Below are 19,679 nucleotides of genomic sequence, written 5' to 3' on the forward strand. Positions count from 1 at the left end.
GGACCGTGGCACAGTGGTGCATGTGACAGAGTCCCCCACCCCGGGCCGGGCCCGACCGCTGGCCCGCCTCGCCCGCGAGACCACCGCGGAGAACCCGTGGCCCCTGCGCCTGCTGGCCGCGAAGATAGAGGAGTACGTCTCCAAGATGACGCAGGTGTGGGTGGAGGGCCAGGTGGTCCAGCTCAGCCGCCGCCCCGGCGCTGGCATGCAGTTCCTCACCCTGCGGGACACCGACGCCGATGTCTCCGTCTCCGTGTCCCTCTACACGCGCACCCTGGCGGCCATCGACCGCGCCCTGCCCGAGCCCCTGGGCTCCGGAGCCCGCGTGGTGGTCCAGGGACGCCCCACGTACTGGACCAAGCGCGGCACGCTCCAGCTCCTGGCCGAGGACATCCGGCTCGTCGGCGTCGGGGACCTCCTGGCGCGTATCGAGCAGCTGCGCCGGATCCTCGCCGCCGAGGGCCTGTTCGACGCCGAGCGCAAGCGCCCCCTGCCCTTCCTCCCCCGGCGGGTCGGACTCGTCTGCGGGCGCGGGTCCAAGGCCGAGGACGACGTCGTCGTCAACGCGCGCCTGCGCTGGCCGGGCCTGCCCTTCGAGATCCGCGAGGTCGCCGTGCAGGGCGCGAGCGCCGTGCGGGAGGTGACCGCCGCGATCCGCGAGCTCGACGCGATGGAGGGGATCGACGTCATCGTCGTGGCGCGCGGCGGCGGCGCCGTCGAGGACCTGCTGCCCTTCTCCGATGAGGGGCTTGTGCGCACGGCCGCCGCGGCACGCACCCCACTGGTCTCGGCGATCGGGCACGAGACCGACTGCCCACTGCTCGACCTCGTGGCCGATTACCGCGCCTCCACCCCCACCGATGCCGCCCGGCGGATCGTGCCCGACCTCGCCCAGGAGACCGTCGGCCTGGACAGCGCCCGCGCCCGCCTGCGGGAGATCCTCGCCCAGCGGCTCGACGCCGAGCAGCGGGGGCTCGATCAGGTGCGCGCCCGCCCGATCATGGCCGATCCCTCCGTCATCATCCGCGACCGCGCCTCCGAGCCTCGACGCCGCCCGCGAGCGCGTCCGCCGCGGCCTCGACCACGCGCTGACGCTGGCCGCCTCGGATCTACGAGCCGAGCGGGCGCGCCTGACGGCGCTGTCCCCGCAGGGCGTGCTCGATCGCGGCTACACGATCCTGCGCCGCCCGGGGGGCGCCGTCATCACGAGCGCGGAGGATGTCAAGAAGGGCGATCTCATCGAGGGGATCCTCGCCTCCGGGCGACTCGTCGCCCAGGTGGTGGGCGCCACGAAGCCCGCCTCGCGGCCCCCCTCGGCCGACTGAGGCCGAGCGGGGCGCCCGGTCATCCCCCGAGGATGGCCTCGAGCGAGCCCCCGGGCCGCCCGCTCCCCCCGTCATTTCTCCACGATGCCACGCCGCTGGGCCCGCTGGCGTGCGAGAATCGCGCCATGAGCCTGATCCCCGACTCCCCCGCCACCGCCTCCGACGACAACGACGATGTGGCCACGCTCTCCTATGAGCAGGCCCGCGAGGAGCTGGTCGGCGTCGTGCAGCGCCTGGAGGCTGGCCAAGTCCCGCTGGAGGACGCGCTGTCCCTGTGGGAGCGGGGCGAGGCGTTGGCCGCCCGCTGCCAGGCCTGGCTGGACGAGGCTCGTGCCCGGCTGGCCGCCGTCGCGTCCCCGGATCAGGGCCAGGACTGATCCCCCGGCCCACCGAACCACCGTCACTGGAGCGAAGGAGCCCTTCATGACCACCGCTACCACCGGGAGCACCGCTTCCACCCCCGCCGCTCCTGGACCCGCCGGGACCGCGCTCATCATCGGGGAGGCACTGGTCGACGTCGTCATCCACCCCGGCGCCGAGCCGGTGGACATCCCGGGCGGCTCGCCGGCGAATGTGGCGCTCGGCCTGGCGCGCCTTGGCCGCGACGCCGAGCTCGACTGCTGGATCGCCGACGATGAGCGCGGCCGCGCGATCCGCTCGCACCTGGTCTCCAACGGCGTGCGCATCACCCCGGGCTCGGACGGCGCCGAGCGGACCTCCACCGCCCAGGCGACCATCGGCGAGGACCGGGCGGCCACTTATCTCTTCGACCTCGACTGGAACCCGCCCTACCCGGCTCCCGCTGAGTCGCCGATCCTCGTCCACACGGGCTCGATCGCGGCGATCCTGGAGCCGGGCGCGCGGACTGTGGAGCAGGTGCTGCGCGACTTCCGCGCTTCGGCGACCGTCTGCTATGACCCCAATGCCCGCCCCCAACTCATGGGAGAGCCCGGCGAGGCGCGCGTGATCGTGGAGCGCCTCGTGGCCCTGTCCGATCTGGTCAAGTGCTCTGACGAGGATGTGGCCTGGTTCTACGGGATCGATGAGGGCGACGACGACGCCCTCGAGGCCGTCCTGCGGGGATGGCTTGGGATGGGGCCGGCGATCGTCGTCGTCACCCGCGGCAAGCGAGGGGCGCTGGCGCTGACATCCTCGGGGCTTCGCCTGGAGGTGCCCGCCGACACAGGCGTCATCGTGGCGGACACGGTGGGCGCGGGCGACTCCTTCATGGGCGGCCTGGAGGACGGCCTGTGGTCCGAGGACCTCGTGGGCGCCCAGCGGCGCGAGGCCCTGCGCGCGATCGACGCAGCAGCACTGGAGCGGGTGGTCCGCCACGCATCGCGCATCGCGGACATCACCGTCTCCCGGGCCGGGGCCAACCCGCCCACCCGCGCCGAGCTCGCCTGAGCGCGATCGCGCCGGCATCCAGCGGGGCTCACCATTCGCGGCGGGACGCGGCCAGCCGAGCCGCAGGCGGTCCGCGTCGAGCGGCCCTCAGCGCCCCATGCGGCGCTCGCGCCCCGCGTAGTCGCGCAGAGCGCGCAGGAAATCCACGCGGCGGAAGGCCGGCCAGTTGACCTCGCAGAAGTAGAACTCGGAGTGGACCGACTGCCACAGGAGGAAGCCTGAGAGCCGCTGCTCGCCAGAGGTGCGGATGAGCAGGTCGGGGTCGGGCTGGCCCTTGGTGTAGAGGTGGTCGGTGATGTCCTCCTCGCTCAGGGAGGCGGCCACCTCCTCCAGGCTCGCCCCAGCGACGGCGCGCTCGCGCAGGATCTCGCGGACGGCGTCGGCGATCTCCTGGCGCCCCCCGTAGCCGACGGCGATATTGACCTCCATCCGCCGATCCGCCTCCCCAGCCTGGCCGGGCTCAGCGCCGGAAGCGGTGGTGGCGACGGCGGCGCGCAGTCGCGCGGCGACCTCGGCGGGCAGGAGGTCGACGGCGCCCACGAGGCGCACCCGCCACCGGCCGCTTCCCGCCAGGTCCTCCACGGCCTGGGCGATGATGTCGAGCAGGGGGGCGAAGCTCGGCGGGATCGCGTGAGAGGTTGTCCGTGCTCAGCAGCCACAGCGTGACCACGGTGACGCTCGCGTCGTCCGCCCAGCCGAGGAACTCCTCGATCTTGTCCGCCCCGCGCTTGTGCCCCTGGGAGGCGCCGACCCCCAGGGCCTTGGCCCAGCGGCGGTTGCCGTCGAGGATGACGCCGACATGCCGGGGCGCGCGGGAGGAGTCGAGGCGCGCGGACAGGCGGCGCTCATAGAGCTGGTAGAGGAAGCCGTCCGCCATGTCTCTCCTTCGCATGCGCGCGCGGGCCCGGCTGTCTGGGGAACCGGGCAGCGCCGTAGAGCCAACGTTATCGTGCGCGCCGCCCGCAGGGCGTGGTCCCGCCTCCCCACTCGAACCTACGGTACCGTAGGTTCGGGCGCCGCCCCTGAGACCGCCATCGGCGCCCGCCAGGAGGTTCCATGCGCGAAGACGCGGACACGCGCCGCGACGCGGCTGAGGCCGCCCCGCCCCAGGAGCGGGACGCTGGCCGCGGGCCCGCGCGGGCACTGGCCCTGATCAAGCCCGTCAAGCCCAGGCTGCGGGGTTGGATCCACGCGTTCACGGCGCCATTGGCCCTGGCGGCCTGCATCGTCCTGACCGTCCTGGCCAGCAGCGCCGCGCTGAGATGGGCCAGTGCCGTGTACCTGGTGTGCTCACTGCTGCTGTTCGCCAACTCGGGGCTGTACCACCTGGGCAATGGCCACTTCCCACGCGCCGTCACCGAGGCGCTGCAGCGCGTCGACCACGCCAATATCTACCTCCTCATCGCCGGCACCTACACGCCCCTATCGGTGGCGCTGCTCGACGCGGCGACGGCGCGCCTGGTGCTCGGCATCGTCTGGGGAGGGGCGGCGGCCGGGATCGCCGTGTCCCTGGCGTGGCCGGGGGCCCCACGCTGGCTGAGGACGGCCCTGTACATCGTCCTGGGCTGGGTGGCGATCTGGTTCCTGCCCTCGTTCTGGCGCTCCGGAGGGCCCGCGATCGTGTGGCTGCTCATGGCCGGGGGCCTCGCCTACACGGTCGGCGCGATCGTCTACGCGCGCAAGCGCCCCGACCCTCTCCCCCGCTGGTTCGGCTTCCATGAGGTGTTCCACGCCTGCACGGTGGCGGCCTGGGCATGCCACGCCGTAGCCTGCTACACCGCGATCCTCGGCTGATCGCAGTCAGGCCGGGAGCACGAGCCGGCCCGGCCGCCGCGGGCGCGTCGCGCACCCACCCGCGCCATCCGCACCCACCGGCGCGGGCAGCACGCACCACTCGGCGCAGACGGCACCACTCGGCGCGGAAAGCACCAGTCGACGAGCCGCCACCACCAGCCCCACGAGCCGCGACACCGGCTTGACGATCGATTCCCAGGGCGGTTGTGGGCCCGGAGAGGTAGACTCGCCCCTCATACACACGGCCCCGAGCGCCCACCGCGCATCGGGGAATTGCCACGGCACCGTCGTCGGCGCACCACCGATCACCAGACCACCACATCGAGGAGAACCCCCATGGCCGCGGACACCGAGAAGCAGGGAACCTGGCTGACCCAGGAGGCCTTCGACCGCCTGAGCGCCGAGCTCGAGCACCGCAAGGGCGAGGAGCGCAAGGAGATCGCCCAACGCGTCGAGGCTGCCCGCCAGGAGGGGGACCTGCGAGAGAACGCCGGATACCACGCCGCCCGCGAGGAGGCCGCCCTCAACGAGGCGCGCATCATCGCCCTGACCGAGACGCTGGAGAACGCCCAGATCGGCGAGGCCGCCGACGATGGCACCGTCTCCGCAGGCACGATCGTCACCGCGAAGGTGGCAGGCAAGGAGCAGCGCTTCGCCCTGGGCGGCCAGGAGATCGCCGAGGACGTCCCCGAGGGCGTCAAGGTCTTCTCCCCCGACGCTCCGCTCGGCAAGGCCCTCATGGGGCACGCCGCGGGCGAGAAGGTCTCCTACGACGCCCCGAACGGCAAGAGGATCACCGCGGAGATCCTCAAGGTCAGCCGCGTCTGATACTGCGCCGCATTCATTCCCGCTCCTCGCCTTGAGCGAAGGGAGCGGGAATGAGTGCGGCCCGGCGAGCAGCGGGGCGGTAGCGTTCCCCTATGAACGCTCTGCCCCGCAATCACGTCATCCCCGGCCGCGAAGCACCCGTACTCCCCGAGCCCGGCGACCACGTCGTCCTCGGCGCCCCCCTGACAGGCCCCTGGCCCGAGGGCACCGAGGTCATCTACCTCGCTGGCGGCTGCTTCTGGGGCGTGGAGCGGATCATGTGGCGCCAGCCCGGCGTCGTCGCCACCTCGGTGGGGTACATGGGCGGCACCACCCCCAACCCCACCTACCAGGAGGTCTGCACCGCGCGGACCGGCCACGCCGAGACCGTCCTGGTGGCTTACGACCCGGCGGTCGCGGGGCGTGGCGGGGAGGCGCTGCTGCGCGTCTTCTGGGAGAACCACGACTCCACCCGGCTCAACCGCCACGGCAACGACATCGGCCCCCAGTACCGCTCCGCCGTCTGGACGACGACGCCCGAGCAGTACGCGGTGGCGATCGCCACTCATAAGGCCTTCCAGAGCGAGTTGAGCCGGCTCGGGCTGGGGCGCTCCGTGACGACGATCGATCCGGCGTCGGCGCAGTACGCGGAGTTCGGCGGCCCCTACTACCTGGCAGAGGACTACCACCAGGGCTACTTGAAGAAGAACCCCGGCGGCTACTGCAACCACGGGCCCAACGGCGTCACCTGCCCCGTGGGGATCGCGGACCTACCCTCGCAGGTGGATGTGCTGCCCCCTCAGCAGGCGTGAGCGGGAGAAGTGGCGCGGTTTGAGGATTCCTTTTCCTGACATCTCGCCACATCCCAGATAGTCGCAGGTCAGAGCGATAACCGCTCACCACCCGCTCGCGCGCGGGCGGATTCTCCCCCGGGCAATCCTCAAAGTTCGCCATTCCCGGCGAGCAGGGGCGCCGGCTCAGGCGCCGATGGCGAGGCGCCAGGCGACGAGGAGCATGACGACGCCGACGAGCGCGTCGATGATCCTCCAGGTGCGGGGACTCGCGAGCGGACCGGACAGCGCCCGCGCCCCAAGGCCGAGCCCGGTGAACCAGATGACGGAGGCGGCGACGGCCCCAGCGGCCGCCCACCAGCGATCAGGGCCGAAGTGGTTGGTGACCGTGCCGAGCATGAGCACGGTGTCGAGGTAGACATGGGGATTGAGCCAGGTCAGGGCGAGTGTTGTGATGACGGCTGAGCCCGCGCCCCGCGAGGCGGCCTCCTCCAGGGCGCCGGGCCGCAGCGCCGAGCGGAACGAGTTGACCGCGAAGAGGACCAGGTAGGCGACGCCTCCCCAGCGCAGGGCCTCCAGCACCCAGGGAGCGAGAGAGGACACGGCCCCGATCGCGCCCGTCCCCACGGCGATGAGGATGGCGTCGGAGAGCGCGCAGATGAGGATGACGACCCCTATGTGCTCACGGCGCACGCCCTGGCGGAGCACCCAGGCGTTCTGCGCGCCGATGGCCACGATGAGGCCCAGCCCCGTTCCGAGTCCGGCAAGGGCGGGGGCGAGGGAGGCGGGCAGCCCGGTCATGATCCGGGATGGTAGGGGATGCGGGCGCCCGAGCCCCGCGCCCGATCGCATGGCGATCAGCGGCGAGGACCACGCGCGCTCAGGCGCCGCCCCGCGCGCGCCGTGTGCCAGGATCTGCCCATGAGCGATGACAGGCACTCGGGCAGGGACGGCCGCTACGCTGGGCACGACGGCGGCGATCGGCGCGGGGGCGACCGCGGTTATCGCGGCGGGTACCGCGATAGCCACGGCGGGCGGGGCGATCGGAGAGGCCCCGGCCACCGCGACGGCGGGCGCCGCCGCTATGACGATGAGCCGCGCGACGGGGTGCTGAGCGACCTCATCGGCCACCTCCACGCCCTGGACGGGCGCGCCTACCCGTCCTACCGGGCGATCCTCGGGCGCTACCTGGCGCCCGAGGGATGGGCGCTCCACATCGACCGGGTCCAGGCCGACCCCTATGCCCCGCCGACGCGCATCCGGGTCACCGCCCCCGCCTCCCTGCCCTCACTGGCGCTCCTGGCGCGAGAGGGCCTGCTGGCGACGGCGGACCGCCGCCTCGCGCTCGCCGATTTCCTCGCCCGCGAGATCCACGCGGGATTCAAGGGCACCGCCCTGTCCATCGCGGCGCCCGGCCAGGAGATCCTGGAGCGCTCCTCCGTCGTCCTCCTCCCGGCCGCGGGCGGCGCCGAGGAGGCCGGCGCCTGGACCATCGAGGTCCGCGCCCGCATGGCCCTTCCCGCCCAGGGCCGCTCCATCCAGGGCCATGAGGCCGCCAGGATCGTCGGCCGGGACCTCACCCGCGAGATCGAGACGGCCCTGAGCCTCACGGGCGCGCGCGCTGAGCGGCTCCTCGCCCATGTGGAGGCCCTGGAGGACCACCGGGCCCTCACCGCGGCGGTCCGCGAGGCGGGCTGGGTCTCCTTCCTCGCCGACGGCTCCCTCCTGCCGCGCCGGTCCGGAGTGAGCGACGAGCCGCTGCGCTCGGGCGGCGTCACCCTGAGAGCACCGGAGTCCCTGGCCGCCACGGTCGACCTCCCCCATGCCGGGGCGGTGCGCGGCACGGCCGTGCCGGCTGGCGTGACAGTGATCGTCGGCGGCGGCTACCACGGCAAGTCGACACTGCTGGCGGCGATCGAGAGGGGCGTCTACCCCCATGTGCCGGGTGATGGGCGCGAGCTCGTGGCCACCGTCCCCGACGCCGTCAAGGTGCGGGCCGCCGATGGCCGGGCCGTCACGGGCGTCGACCTCACGCCCTTCATCTCCCACCTGCCCGCAGGCCGGGACACGGCCGCCTTCACCACCCGCAACGCCTCGGGCTCGACATCCCAAGCCGCGGCGATCGTCGAGGCCGTTGAAGCGGGGGCCACGGCGCTGCTCCTCGATGAGGACACCTCGGCCACGAACCTGCTGATCCGCGACGCGCGCATGCGCTCGCTCGTGGCCGCCGAGCGCGAGCCGATCACTCCGCTGGTGGACAGGGTGGGGGCGCTGTCCTCGCGCTTGGGCGTCTCCACGGTCATGGTCATGGGCGGTTCCGGCGACTACCTGGATGTGGCCGACCACATCCTCCTCCTCGACTCCTATGAGCTGCGCGACGCCACCGAGCAGGCGCGAGCCGTCGTCGCGGAGCAGCCCCGGGAGGTGACCGCGCTGGAGGACTTCCCGCTCGGCCCCGGCCGTGTCCCCGCGCCCGCCCCGGCGCGCACTCGGCGCGGCCCGATCCGCACCCGGGCCCGGGGGACCGACGCTCTCACACTGGACCGCGAGGAGGTCGACATCTCGGATGTGGCCGGGATCGTGGACCCGGGCCAGGCCGAGGCAGCGGCCCACGCCCTGCGCGCCCTGCTGGAGCAGCGCTTCGACGCCGCCTCCACACTGCGCGAGTGCCTCGACGACCTGGAGGCCCTGCTCGACGACGAGGGCCTGGACGCGCTCGACGAGGGCGGGGCGTTCCTGGTACGCCCCCGGATGGTGGACGTGGCGGCGGCCGTCAACCGCTACCGACCGCTCGAGGTGGGCTGACCGAGCGGGCGCCGCGCGCCTCCCTGCCCCCAGGACGCGGGGAGCGCCGCCCGAGCGCGGCGGTCCGGCTCCGCGGCGCGCGCTCAGCGCAGGGCGGCCAGGGCCTTGTCCTGGGCGACGAGAGCCTGGACGAGGCCGGCGACCTCCCCGTCGTGGAAGGCCGCGGGGGCGAAGGCGCCGCCGGAGAAGTCGGTGGCGAGGTGCAGGTTGACCTGGGCGCTGACGACGCCGGTGGTGAAGTTGGCCAGGATGGCGCGCAGGTGCTCGATCTGGCGGTGGCCCGCGGAGTAGGAGTAGCCGACGAGGCCGACGGCGCGGTTGGCGAGCACGGAGGGGGTGATGAAGTCGATGGCGTTCTTCAGGCCGCCGGGAACCGAGTGGTTGTACTCGGGGCTGACGATGATGAATGCGTCGAATCCGGCGAGGGCCTCGTTCCAGGCGACGGCGGCCGGGTCCTTGGCCGGGGCGGCCATGGGGGAAGCTCCTCGGCGAAGATGGGCAGGTTGAAGGAGGCGAGGTCGAGGACCTCGGCCTGGACCCCCTCGGCCTCGTTCGCCTTGGAGGCGATCCACTCGGCCACGGAGGCACCGGCGCGGTTGGGGCGGACGGATCCGAGGATGACGGCGATCTTGGTCATGGAAACTCCTGAGATGTCGGCGGGAGGCACGTCGTTAGTGCTTGAATGCTAAACCATTCTAGGCGCTGGTCCCCACCGCGGAAGCGGTCAAGACCATGACTCGCGACACAGGCCGATGCGCCATCACCTCCCGCGCGGACCAACACGCGCAACGACGGCGATGCGGGTGGCCATGAGGGGCTCCTCGCAGGAAATGCGAATACTTAGAGCGCCAGCCGATGAGTGCAACGCCATCTAGTTGATGTGTGAATCAGTTTAGTGGCCGGCCCCCACTTGCCAAAGCCTCATCACATCGCGCAAAGACCACATATAAGCTTGTCATGACCCACATATCTTGCGATGCTCCGGCGCGGCGCCCTGTTGGGGAGGGCCGCGCCGGGGGCGCACTCTCTCCGCCTAGCGTCGTCCTCATGAGCACAGTGAGACCAGCACGACACTATTCCCACGTCCGGCGCCCCTCCGGCCGATCGTCACGCTCGCGGCGGGCTGCGGGCACCGCCTTCCGCGCCTCATCCCGCCAGGCGCCACCGCACTCCTCCCCGCCCGATCCGTTCCTGCCCGACCTGTCCGTCCGCGACGCCGACTGGCTGCGCGCGCAGATGCTGCGCCAGGTCTGCCTGCGCTTCCCCGGGAGCCGGCTCGACTCGCCCGTCTCGCTGCGCACGCCCCAAGGCGCGAGACTCGTCCTGCACCGGATCGCCGCGTGCCTGGCCCGCACGGAGCGGGGGCTGTGGGAAGAGGCCGTGGGCCATCACATCAGCGGGCTCATGGCGGCCGTGCGCCCCGACGGCACGCCACGCGAGCTCGAGGACTACTCGGATGAGGAGGTGCTGGGGGCCCTGAGGCTGCGACTGGTGCCGCCGAGCAGGGACATCCCCGCCGAGGCCGATGAGCCGGAGATCGCCCCGGGCCTGCGCCTCACACGCGTCATGGACATCGGCGGGCTCCTGGTCTCCCAGCCCTCGGCCCGCCTCTACGAGCGCCTGGGCGAGGAGCGGGTGGACGCCGCCGCGCTCGCCAATGCCCGCATCGTCCTGGACAGGACGGAGCACGTGGACGCCGGCGAGGGCATCCATCTCATCGGCTCGGACTCGATGCTGACGGCGGCACTGGCGATGAGCCTGACCGAGGTGTGCCAGCAGCGGAGAGTCCCGCATCCGCCCGACGGCTTCGTCCTGGCGCTGCCCGAGCAGGAGTCGCTGGGGATCCTGCCTCTGGCCGAGGGCGTCGATGAGGCTCATCTCAGCGCTCTGCTGACGTGGTCGCTGACTCGGTGGGGGCGCGCGGAGCACCCGCTGTCGGCCCTGCTCTACCACGTGAGCGCCGACGGCGCCTGGTCACCGCTCATGGCGCCGGGGCCCTCCATCGAGCGCCCCCTCATCACCCTGAGGGATCTGCCCGAGCCGATCTGGCGCCACTTCGCATTGTTCTTCACGCCCTACGACGAGTACCCGCCGGACGGCCTCCCCGGCATGGCCTTCGGGCTATGAGAGCGCGCCCGGCGGTACTGGGCGGGCGGCGAGATCCGCGCGGGCGGCGCCGGCCGTGCTGGCCGTACTGGCGGCGGACCTCAGCGCGCCAGGAAGAAGCCTGCGGCGGGGTCCTCCGTCTCCTCGTGGTAGGCGTAGCCGAGGCGATCCATGTGCTCGCGCAGCTCGCGGGCCTCCGCCTCCGGGCTCAGGCCCCGCTCCCCCACTTGGAAGGCGCACAGGATGCGGCCGTAGTCGGCGCCGTCGGTACGGTAGTGGAAGAGGGTGACGTTCCAGCGGGTGCCGAGCACCTCGAGGAAGTGGACGAGCGCCCCGGGGGACTCGGGGAACTCGAAGCTGAAGAGCCTCTCGGTCAGCCCGGCCGGGGCCCGCCCGCCGATCATGGATCGCACATGGACCTTGGCGAGCTCGTCGTCGGTCAGGTCGACGACGCCGTAACCGGCCCTCTCCAGGTCCGCGACGATCTCGGCGCGCTCCTCGCGCCCGCGACTGAGCCCCACGCCCACGAAGATGCGGGCGGGGCCGGACTCCAGCGAGCCGTCGGGCCCGGCGGAGACTCGGTAGTTGAACTCGGTGACACTGCGCCCGCCGAGGATCCGGGCGAAGCGCAGGAAGGAGCCGCGCTCCTCGGGGATGGTCACGCCCAGGATCGCCTCGCGCTGCTCACCGATCTCGGCGCGCTCGGAGATGTAGCGCATCTGGTGGAAGTTGAGGTTGGCGCCCGAGACGACGCACGCCAGGCGCTCTCCGGCCAGGCCGTGCTCGGAGGCGTAGCGCTTGAGGCCGGCCAGGGCGACGGCGCCGGAGGGCTCGGAGATGGCGCGCAGGTCCTCGAAGAGGTCCTTGACGGCGGCGGAGACCTCGTCGGAGGAGACGGTGACGACGTCGTCGAGCAGCTCGGAGCACAGGCGGTAGGTCTCGTCCCCGATGCGCCGCACGGCCACGCCCTCGGCGAAGAGCCCCACGCGGCCGAGCGTGACGGGCGCGCCCTGGGCGAGTGCCGCGGTCAGGCAGGCGGACTCCTCGTGCTCGACACCGATGACGCGCACATTCGGCAGGAGCTGCTTGATGAGCACGGCGATGCCAGAGGCCAGGCCTCCTCCGCCCACGGGCACGAAGACGCGGTCGAGGCCGGCGTCCTGCTGGATGATCTCCAGGCCGATGGTCCCCTGACCGGCGATGACGCGGGGATCGTCGAAGGGGGCCACGTAGGTCAGGCCGTCCTCGTCGGCCAGGCGCTGAGCCTCGGCCTTGGCGGCGTCGAAGTTGTCGCCGTGGAGCAGGACCTCTCCGCCCAGGGCGGCGACGGCGTCGACCTTGATGCGGGGGGTGACGGTCGGCATGACGATGAGGGCGCGGCAGCCGAGCAGCGCCGCGGACCGGGCGACGCCCTGGGCGTGGTTCCCGGCCGAGGCGGTCACCACGCCGCGAGCGCGCTCGCCGTCGGAGAGCGTGCGCATGCAGGTGTAGGCGCCGCGGATCTTGAAGGAGTGGACCGATTGCAGGTCCTCACGCTTGGCGGCCACCTCGCAGCCCAGGCGCGCGGAGAGGGAGTCCATGCGCTGCAGGGGCGTGTGCTCGGCGGCCTCGTAGACGGGGGCTCGCAGGATCGCGCGCAGGTACTGGGAGGAGTCCCAGGGGGTGTCGGTGCCGACGGGTTCGTTCACGCCGTCAGCCTAGAGGAGCTGGCCCGGGCCCCGCCGGGGCGCCTTGGGGTCATCACGTGGCGGCGAGGCTCAGGGGTGGTCTCACCAGCGTGACGTCGCACGGGCGAGCATCACCGGCCCCATCCCCTACGGTTGGACGCCGCTTCGACAGATCACCTAGAGCAGGGATCTCTCACTGGTGCCATCTCGACGGAATGCCCCGTCCGACCTGCACAGCGCCTCACGCCCACGGGCCCGCGACCGCGTCGCCGCCGCCTAGGATGGCGGGGCCTTCTCCGGCGCCTTCTCCCGGAACACGCAGTGTCCTTGCCGGGGAAGGAGGGGCCAGGGAGGAGGTGAGGGCCGTGTCCACACCGAAAGGCAGGCGCGTCAAACCCCGCGAGGACAAGGAAACGGCCCGGCAGGTGAGCGACATTCTCAACTCCATCGCTCGCCTGATCCGGGCCGTCGGTGTCCTTGTGGATGCCCTCGGTCGATGGTTCGCATGAGCCATTCGGCCTCGGGGACCCATCCGGGATGCGACCGGGTGGGTCCCCACCATTATGAGCCCCAGTGCGACGCGGTGTCCACGACGCGACGCGACGGGCATCGCCGTCGTCGACTAGCGCGATCCACCCCGAGCGGCGCTGTTCGCGCCCACAGGCGCGTCCTCCCCGCACCAGTGGGGGAGAACAGCACCACTCGGCGCGGATGGCGCCGCTGGAGCCCACCAGGGGCGCCCGCGCCTCACATGCCGAGTTTGCTGAGGTCTCGCACAGCGCCCAGGTCCGCGCTCGTCGCCAGCATGGCGTAGGCGCGAAGCGCCGCGCTCACATGACGCGGGCGCTCCTCGTGCGGCGTCCAGGCGGCCTCGCCCCGGGCCTCCTCGGCGGCCCGGCGTGAGGCGATCTCGTCATCGGACAGGCGCACGGAGATGGAGCGCGCCGGGATGTCGATGTCGATGACGTCCCCCGTGCGCACGAGCCCGATGAGCCCGCCCGCCGCGGCCTCCGGGGAGACGTGCCCGATGCTCAGCCCCGAGGTGCCGCCGGAGAAGCGGCCGTCGGTGAGCAGCGCGCACTCCTTGCCCAGGTGCATGGACTTGATGTACGTGGTCGGGTACAGCATCTCCTGCATACCGGGGCCGCCGCGCGGGCCCTCGTGGCTGATGACGACGACGTCGCCGGCCTTCACCTTCCCGCCGAGGATCCCCTCGACGGCGGCGTCCTGGGATTCGAAGACCACGGCCGGCCCGGAGAAGGTGAGGATGGAGGCGTCCACGCCGGCGGTCTTGACGATGCAGCCCTTGGTCGCGATGTTTCCGAAGAGGACCGCCAGGCCGCCGTCGCGCGAGTAGGCGTGCTCCAGGTCGCGGATGCAGCCGGTCACGCGGTCGAGATCGTGGGACTCCCAGCGCGAGGCCTGGGAGAACATCTCCGTGGTGCGCGCGCCCGCGGGCGCCGCGAGGTAGCGAACCCGGTCCACCTCGCTCACGCCGGAGCCGGTCGCGCCGTCGTCGCCGGGGCGGGCCAGGTCGAAGGCGTCGAGCTCGCCGTCGAGGGTGCCGCGCAGCACCGTGCGCGTGGAAGTGTCCAGCAGGCCGGCGCGGTCGAGCTCGCCGAGGATGCCCATGATGCCGCCTGCGCGGTGGACGTCCTCGATGTGGTAGAGGTTCGTCGACGGCGCGACCTTGCACAGGTGCGGGACCTTGCGGGACAGGCGGTCGATGTCGGCCATGTGGAAGTCGACCTCGGCCTCGCGCGCCGCGGCCAGCAGGTGCAGGACCGTGTTCGTGGAGCCGCCCATGGCGATGTCCAGGCACATGGCGTTCTCGAAAGCAGCCTTGGTGGCGATGGAGCGCGGCAGGACGGTGGAGTCGTCGCCCTCGTAGTAGGCGCGAGTGATCTCGACGATCTGGCGGCCGACGGCGTCGAAGAGCTCACCGCGGTCCGCGTGGGTGGCGAGCAGGGTGCCGTTCATGGGCAGGGCCAGGCCCAGGGCCTCGGTGAGGCAGTTCATGGAGTTGGCGGTGAACATGCCCGAGCAGGATCCGCAGGTGGGGCAGGCCAGGCGCTCGATGGCGGAGATCGTCTCATCATCCACGGTGGGGTCAGCGGCGTCCATCATGGCGTCGATGAGGTCGAGCTTGCGGGTCGTGCCGTCCGCGGCCGTCATCTTGCCCGACTCCATGGGCCCGCCGGAGACGAAGATCGCGGGGATGTTGAGGCGCAGCACGGCCATGAGCATGCCGGGGGTGATCTTGTCGCAGTTGGAGATGCACACCAGGGCATCGGCGCAGTGGGCGCCCACCATGTACTCCACCGAATCGGCGATGAGGTCGCGGGACGGCAGGGAGTAGAGCATGCCGTCGTGGCCCATGGCGATGCCGTCGTCGACGGCGATCGTGTTGAACTCCTTGGCGATGCCGCCTGCCGCCTCGATCCGGCGGGCCACGCGGCGGCCCACGTCACGCAGGCCGACGTGACCGGGGACGAACTCGGTGAAGGAGTTGGCGATCGCGATGATCGGCTTGCCGAAGTCCGAGTCCTTGACGCCGGTGGCGCGCCAGAGCGCGCGGGCGCCGGCCATGTTGCGGCCGGATGTGGAGGTGGCGCTGCGGTACTGCGGCATAAGGGCTCCTGTTCTCAGCTCGGCAGGGCCGGCGACGATGAGTCGACGACCAGACTATCGTTCACCATGTCATCTCAATGTGGGTGGTCACTGTGCGGTCCTCGCACGAGCCTCCCGCGCGCCAGGCGCCGACTTCCAGCAGAGCGACGCACGTAAGGGCATCTCCCTCGCCGCCAGGATCCGCATGATTCCGCGGTTCTTCCTCGCCGAATCCCGCAGCGGCTCCTCTCCCATGTGCACTCAGGGGCGTGGTTGCACATGGGAGGGGAGCAGACCACGCAGGCCTTCGAGAAAAACCGCGGAATCATGCGGTTGCCGGCACCTGCCGCACCATCTGAGCGTGCAAGGCGCCTCAGGCGCAGCCGGCCATCACGCGATAGGCGGCGCCATCGAGCGCCGTGCCCCCGTGAGGCAGGATCCACTGGGGCGAGTGGGTCCGAAAGGCGCGCTGATCGCTCCGAACCCGTTCATCGGCCGGGACCGCCGCGGCGACTGCTCGGCCCCCAGGGGGCGGCATCAGGGCGCTCGACGCTCTCATGCGCGCCGAGCGCCCTGATGAGGCGCCTCCCCCTCCGCCCCGGACCGGTCTCGCTCCTAATTTCGACCGGTCTCGTTCCTGATTTCGACCGGTCTCGGCGAAGGAGGGGGTGGGCGGCGCTCACATGACGCCGAGGATCTCCGTGACGAAGACGAGGGTGGCGCCGCCCTTGATGCCGGCCTGCGGCACGCCGCGCTCGCCGTAGCCGAGCTCGGAGGGGATGGACAGCAGGACCCGCGAGCCGACGCGCTGGCCGACGAGGCCGTCGTCCCAGCCGCGGATGACCATGCCGACGCCGATCTGGAAGCTCAGGGGCTGGCCGCGGTCGTAGGAGTTGTCGAAGACGTCGCCGTTCCAGGACTGGCCGAGGTAGTGAGCGACGATGGTGTCCCCGGCCTCGACGGCCTGGCCGTCACCGGCGTCGAGCACCTGGACCTGGAGGCCCGCGGGGGCATCCGGGCCGGGGAAGGTGAGGACCGGCTTGGCGCCCTTGGCACCCTCAACAGTGGGCATGTTCGAGTTGATCATGCGCGCCAGCCTACGCGATGCGCCCCGAGCCGTGCTGATCGGGCCGCCGCCTCTCCGCCGTCCGCCCATGCGGCGGGGCCGCGAGCGGGGAGGGCGCTGAGAGGATCAGTCGTCGTAGAAGATCGCCAGGATCCGCAGGATCTCGACGTACAGCCACACGAGGGTGACGACGAGCCCGAAGGCCCCGGCCCACGCGTAGCGGGTGGGCAGGCCGGCCTCGACGCCCCGCTGGATGGACTCGAAGTCCATCGCCAGGCTGAAGGCCGCCATGACGACGGCGAGCAGGCCCACGATGATGCCGACCGGGATGCCCGCGATCTCCAAGGAGCGCAGGCCGAAGGGCCCGCCGGCGTCGGAGAACAGCATGACGCCGAGGTTGAGCAGGCAGAAGACGAAGTAGCCGCCCATGGCGAGCAGGAGGACCCGCTGCGCCTTGCCGGACACCCGGAAGCCGCCGATCTTGTAGGCGCCGAGCATGACGGCGAACACCGCGACGGAGGCCAGCACCGCTTGGATGACGATCCCGGGGAAGCGCGCCTCCATGACGCCGGAGAAGGCGCCGAGCATGGCGCCCTCGCTGGCCGAGTAGGCCAGGATGAGCGCGGGCGAGGGCACCTTCTTGAAGGAGTTGACCAGGCCCAGGGCGAGGGCGCCGATCGCGCCTCCGACCATCAGGAGGTATCCGACGGGGGCTGTGGAAGGGTTGGTCGCCATGACCCACGAGACGGCGCCGACGGCGAGAATGACCGCGAACATCGCGGCCGTGCGCATGATGACGTCGTCGTAGGTCATGCGGCCGCGGTCCACGTTGGTGGCGGCCGGGGCCCCGTACTGGGCCTCCATGCGGTCGAGCTGGGCCGGGGTGACCTGGCCGTAGCCCGCCTGCTGGGGAGCGCCGTATCCCACCGGCTGGCCGTACTGAGCCTGCTCGTACTGAGCCTGCCCGTATGGCGCGGCCTGGCCGTGCTGGCCCGGCTGGTACCCGGGCATCGCGGGGTAACCGGCGGGGGTGGTCTGGGGCGTCGCGACGGCGGCGCGCGCCCCGCCGTTGAAGGCCGGGTTTCGATCGAAGAAGGGGTTGCTCAAGGGTGTGTCCTCTCTGGACGGGGACTGCCGACGGCGCGGCCCGGCTCGGGCCCTCCATCTGAACGCCCCCATCCTGCCGCACATTCCCCAGCCCGGTCGACCGTCGTCCGGGGTACCAGTACCCGCCTCCGCCGCGTCCCGCTCGCGCCTCCCCCGCGTCTCCTCCTCGAGGAGGAGACGCGTCCACCGTGGGTCCTGCCCCGCTCCCCTCGCAGGATCATCCCGCGCGCCGATGGACCGGTGGGGGCCCTTGACTAGCCTGGTGCCACGCCGTCGGGACCAGCGCAGTCACCTCTCCGGCCCCGACGGCGCCCATAGACCCCGTCGGGCCGCGCGAGCCGCGCGGCGATCCCCCCAACCTAAGGAGCCAGGAACCATGATCGAGGCACGTGGACTGACGAAGCGCTACGGCGACAAACTGGCCGTGGACAACATCTCCTTCACCGTCGAGCCCGGCACCGTCACCGGCTTCCTGGGCCCCAACGGCGCCGGCAAGTCCACCACCATGCGCATGATCGTGGGCCTGGACAAGCCCACCTCCGGCACCGTGACCGTGGCCGGCAAGAAGTACAAGGACCTGAGCGCCCCCCTGTGCTCCGTCGGCGCCCTCCTGGACGCCAAAGGACTGCACGGATCGCGCTCGGCCCGCGCCCACCTCACGCAGCTGGCCGTCTCCAACGGCATCCCCACCAGCCGCGTCGACGAGGTCCTGGACATCACAGGCCTGACCCAGGTGGCCAAGAAGCGGGTCAAGGGGTTCAGCCTCGGGATGGGCCAGCGGCTGGGCATGGCCGCGGCCCTCCTGGGCGACCCCGACATCCTCATCTTCGACGAGCCCGTCAACGGGCTCGACCCCGAGGGGGTCATCTGGGTGCGCCAGACCTGCCGCGCCCTGGCCGCCGAGGGACGCACCGTCTTCATCTCCTCGCACCTGATGAGCGAGATGTCCCAGACCGCCGACCACCTCATCGTCATCGGCCGCGGCCGCATCCTCACCGCCGGCCCCGTGAGCGAGGTCATCGCCTCGGCCACCACCGACACCGTGCGCGTGGCCTCCCCCCAGGCCTCCGACCTCGCAGCCCTCCTGGCCGCCCAGGGCATCGCCGTCTCCACCCCCGAGCCCGGCGTCCTGACCCTCACCGACGCCCCCGCCGCCCGCATCGGCGATCTCGCCGCCGCCCACGGCATCACCCTGCACGAGCTGACCAGCATCAAGGCCAGCCTCGAGGAGGCCTACCTCGAGCTCACCGGCAGCGCCACCGAGTACAGCACCACCCCCGCCCAGGACAGCCAGCCGGCCAGGCGCGCCGCCCACCGAGCCTGACCCCGCCGACCCCAAGGAGAACCCCATGACCGCCCCCACCACCCCCGGCGCGGCACGGCGAGCCGCCCGCGCCACCCGCATCAACGGCAAGCAGACCTTCGTCCGCGCCCTGCGCTCGGAATGGCTCAAATTCCGCTCCCTGCGCTCGACCTGGGTCACCTCCGCCATCGCCATGATCATCACCGTCCTCTTCGGCGTCGGCATCACCGTCGCCTACGGCAGAGCATCGGAATCCGATCTGGCCACCGGCGCGGCTGACAACATCGCCGCCGGAACGCCCTTCGGGCAGATCGCCGTCGCCGTGCTCGCCGCCCTCCTCATCACCGGCGAGTACGCCTCCGGGCAGATCCGCTCCACCCTGACCGCCATCCCTCACCGCCCACAGGTCTTCGCCGCCAAGTCCCTGGTCACGGCCGTCTTCGCCTTCCTCCTCGGGGCCGTGTCCATCCTCCTGACCTGGGCCATCTCCACTCCGCTCATCGGGGACCACGCGGTGTCACTGACCGACGCCGAGTACGCCGGCTACATCTGGGGGGCCGGCCTCGGCTTCGCCGCCATCGCGCTGATGAGCCTGGCCCTGGGATTCATCTTCCGCTCCACCGCTGGGGCGATCTCGTTGGCGGTCGTCCTCCTCTTCATCATCACCATCCCCTTCGCCCTCTTGTCGGAGCGGTTCGAGTGGGCCCGGAATCTGAGCGAGGCCCTGCCGGGCAACGCCGTGGTCGCCCTGACCGACCCCTTCGCCCGGGTCCGGTCCTGGGATGGCTTCCTCACGCACTGGCAGGCCGTCCTCGTGTCCTGCGCCTGGTTCATCATCCCCTTGATCATCGCTTACGCGCTCTTCTCCCGGCGCGATGCCTGATGAGCACC

At 71.8% G+C, this 19,679-nt stretch carries 13 protein-coding genes and 4 pseudogenes; 10 read left to right on the top strand and 7 right to left on the bottom strand.

Annotation, left to right across the window (positions count from 1 at the left end; translation table 11 throughout):
• Nucleotides 1-22: 22 nt before the first annotated feature.
• The 3 genes and pseudogenes from xseA (at nt 23) to ABXS69_RS09645 (ending at nt 2,732) form a co-directional block, all read left to right on the top strand.
• A pseudogene (gene xseA, locus ABXS69_RS09635) lies at nt 23-1,325 on the top strand (exodeoxyribonuclease VII large subunit).
• A 173-nt stretch (nt 1,326-1,498) separates the two neighbouring features.
• Nucleotides 1,499-1,702, top strand: a pseudogene (locus ABXS69_RS09640) (exodeoxyribonuclease VII small subunit); the annotation flags it as partial.
• A 46-nt stretch (nt 1,703-1,748) separates the two neighbouring features.
• Complete coding sequence (locus ABXS69_RS09645) at nt 1,749-2,732, top strand: PfkB family carbohydrate kinase (RefSeq protein ID WP_366180441.1); 984 nt, start codon at nt 1,749-1,751, stop codon at nt 2,730-2,732.
• A gap of 87 nt (nt 2,733-2,819) precedes the next feature.
• Here ABXS69_RS09645 and ABXS69_RS09650 read toward each other — a convergent pair.
• Nucleotides 2,820-3,609 (bottom strand): annotated as a pseudogene (locus ABXS69_RS09650) (isoprenyl transferase).
• A 179-nt stretch (nt 3,610-3,788) separates the two neighbouring features.
• Between ABXS69_RS09650 and ABXS69_RS09655 the strand changes: the two are divergent.
• The 3 genes from ABXS69_RS09655 to msrA all read left to right on the top strand — a co-directional run bounded on the left by ABXS69_RS09655 (nt 3,789) and on the right by msrA (nt 6,145).
• Nucleotides 3,789-4,526 (top strand): hemolysin III family protein, encoded by a 738-nt coding sequence (locus ABXS69_RS09655; protein WP_366180442.1) that lies wholly within the window; start codon nt 3,789-3,791, stop codon nt 4,524-4,526.
• A 336-nt stretch (nt 4,527-4,862) separates the two neighbouring features.
• Nucleotides 4,863-5,354: a transcription elongation factor GreA gene (gene greA, locus ABXS69_RS09660; RefSeq protein WP_366180443.1), complete on the top strand. Its 492-nt coding sequence runs from the start codon at nt 4,863-4,865 to the stop codon at nt 5,352-5,354.
• A 92-nt stretch (nt 5,355-5,446) separates the two neighbouring features.
• Entirely contained in the window at nt 5,447-6,145 is a 699-nt protein-coding gene (gene msrA / locus ABXS69_RS09665; protein WP_366180444.1) for a peptide-methionine (S)-S-oxide reductase MsrA, read from the top strand.
• Between the two features lie 165 nt (nt 6,146-6,310).
• On the opposite strand, the gene ABXS69_RS09670 is transcribed toward msrA, so the two are convergent.
• The gene (locus tag ABXS69_RS09670) at nt 6,311-6,925 is read right to left on the bottom strand and encodes a LysE family transporter (protein ID WP_366180445.1); all 615 of its coding nucleotides are present in this window, start codon (nt 6,923-6,925) and stop codon (nt 6,311-6,313) included.
• A 120-nt stretch (nt 6,926-7,045) separates the two neighbouring features.
• Between ABXS69_RS09670 and ABXS69_RS09675 the strand changes: the two genes are divergently transcribed.
• Nucleotides 7,046-8,929: an ABC-ATPase domain-containing protein gene (locus ABXS69_RS09675; protein WP_366180446.1), complete on the top strand. Its 1,884-nt coding sequence runs from the start codon at nt 7,046-7,048 to the stop codon at nt 8,927-8,929.
• 83 nt (nt 8,930-9,012) lie between these two features.
• Here ABXS69_RS09675 and ABXS69_RS09680 read toward each other — a convergent pair.
• A pseudogene (locus ABXS69_RS09680) lies at nt 9,013-9,566 on the bottom strand (NAD(P)H-dependent oxidoreductase).
• Nucleotides 9,567-9,976: 410 nt separating this feature from the next.
• On the opposite strand from ABXS69_RS09680, the gene ABXS69_RS09685 reads away from it, so the two are divergent.
• The gene (locus tag ABXS69_RS09685) at nt 9,977-11,056 is read left to right on the top strand and encodes a hypothetical protein (protein WP_366180447.1); all 1,080 of its coding nucleotides are present in this window, start codon (nt 9,977-9,979) and stop codon (nt 11,054-11,056) included.
• 80 nt (nt 11,057-11,136) lie between these two features.
• On the opposite strand, the gene ilvA is transcribed toward ABXS69_RS09685, so the two are convergent.
• From ilvA to ABXS69_RS09705, 4 genes are all read right to left on the bottom strand, one after another.
• On the bottom strand, nt 11,137-12,723 hold the full coding sequence (gene ilvA, locus ABXS69_RS09690; protein WP_366180448.1) for a threonine ammonia-lyase, biosynthetic: 1,587 nt from the start codon (nt 12,721-12,723) through the stop codon (nt 11,137-11,139).
• Nucleotides 12,724-13,449: 726 nt separating this feature from the next.
• On the bottom strand, nt 13,450-15,333 hold the full coding sequence (gene ilvD, locus ABXS69_RS09695; protein WP_366180449.1) for a dihydroxy-acid dehydratase: 1,884 nt from the start codon (nt 15,331-15,333) through the stop codon (nt 13,450-13,452).
• A 658-nt stretch (nt 15,334-15,991) separates the two neighbouring features.
• Entirely contained in the window at nt 15,992-16,399 is a 408-nt protein-coding gene (locus tag ABXS69_RS09700) for an FKBP-type peptidyl-prolyl cis-trans isomerase (RefSeq protein WP_366180450.1), read from the bottom strand.
• Between the two features lie 105 nt (nt 16,400-16,504).
• On the bottom strand, nt 16,505-17,485 hold the full coding sequence (locus ABXS69_RS09705; RefSeq protein ID WP_366180451.1) for a Bax inhibitor-1/YccA family protein: 981 nt from the start codon (nt 17,483-17,485) through the stop codon (nt 16,505-16,507).
• Between the two features lie 376 nt (nt 17,486-17,861).
• Between ABXS69_RS09705 and ABXS69_RS09710 the strand changes: the two genes are divergently transcribed.
• The gene (locus tag ABXS69_RS09710; RefSeq protein WP_366180452.1) at nt 17,862-18,809 is read left to right on the top strand and encodes an ABC transporter ATP-binding protein; all 948 of its coding nucleotides are present in this window, start codon (nt 17,862-17,864) and stop codon (nt 18,807-18,809) included.
• A 25-nt stretch (nt 18,810-18,834) separates the two neighbouring features.
• Nucleotides 18,835-19,671, top strand: coding sequence for an ABC transporter permease subunit (locus tag ABXS69_RS09715; RefSeq protein ID WP_366180453.1), 837 nt, complete (start codon nt 18,835-18,837; stop codon nt 19,669-19,671).
• Nucleotides 19,672-19,679 lie beyond the last annotated feature (8 nt).

The organism is Actinomyces timonensis, assembly GCF_040702965.1.
Classification (GTDB): Bacteria; Actinomycetota; Actinomycetes; order Actinomycetales; family Actinomycetaceae; genus Actinomyces; species Actinomyces timonensis_A.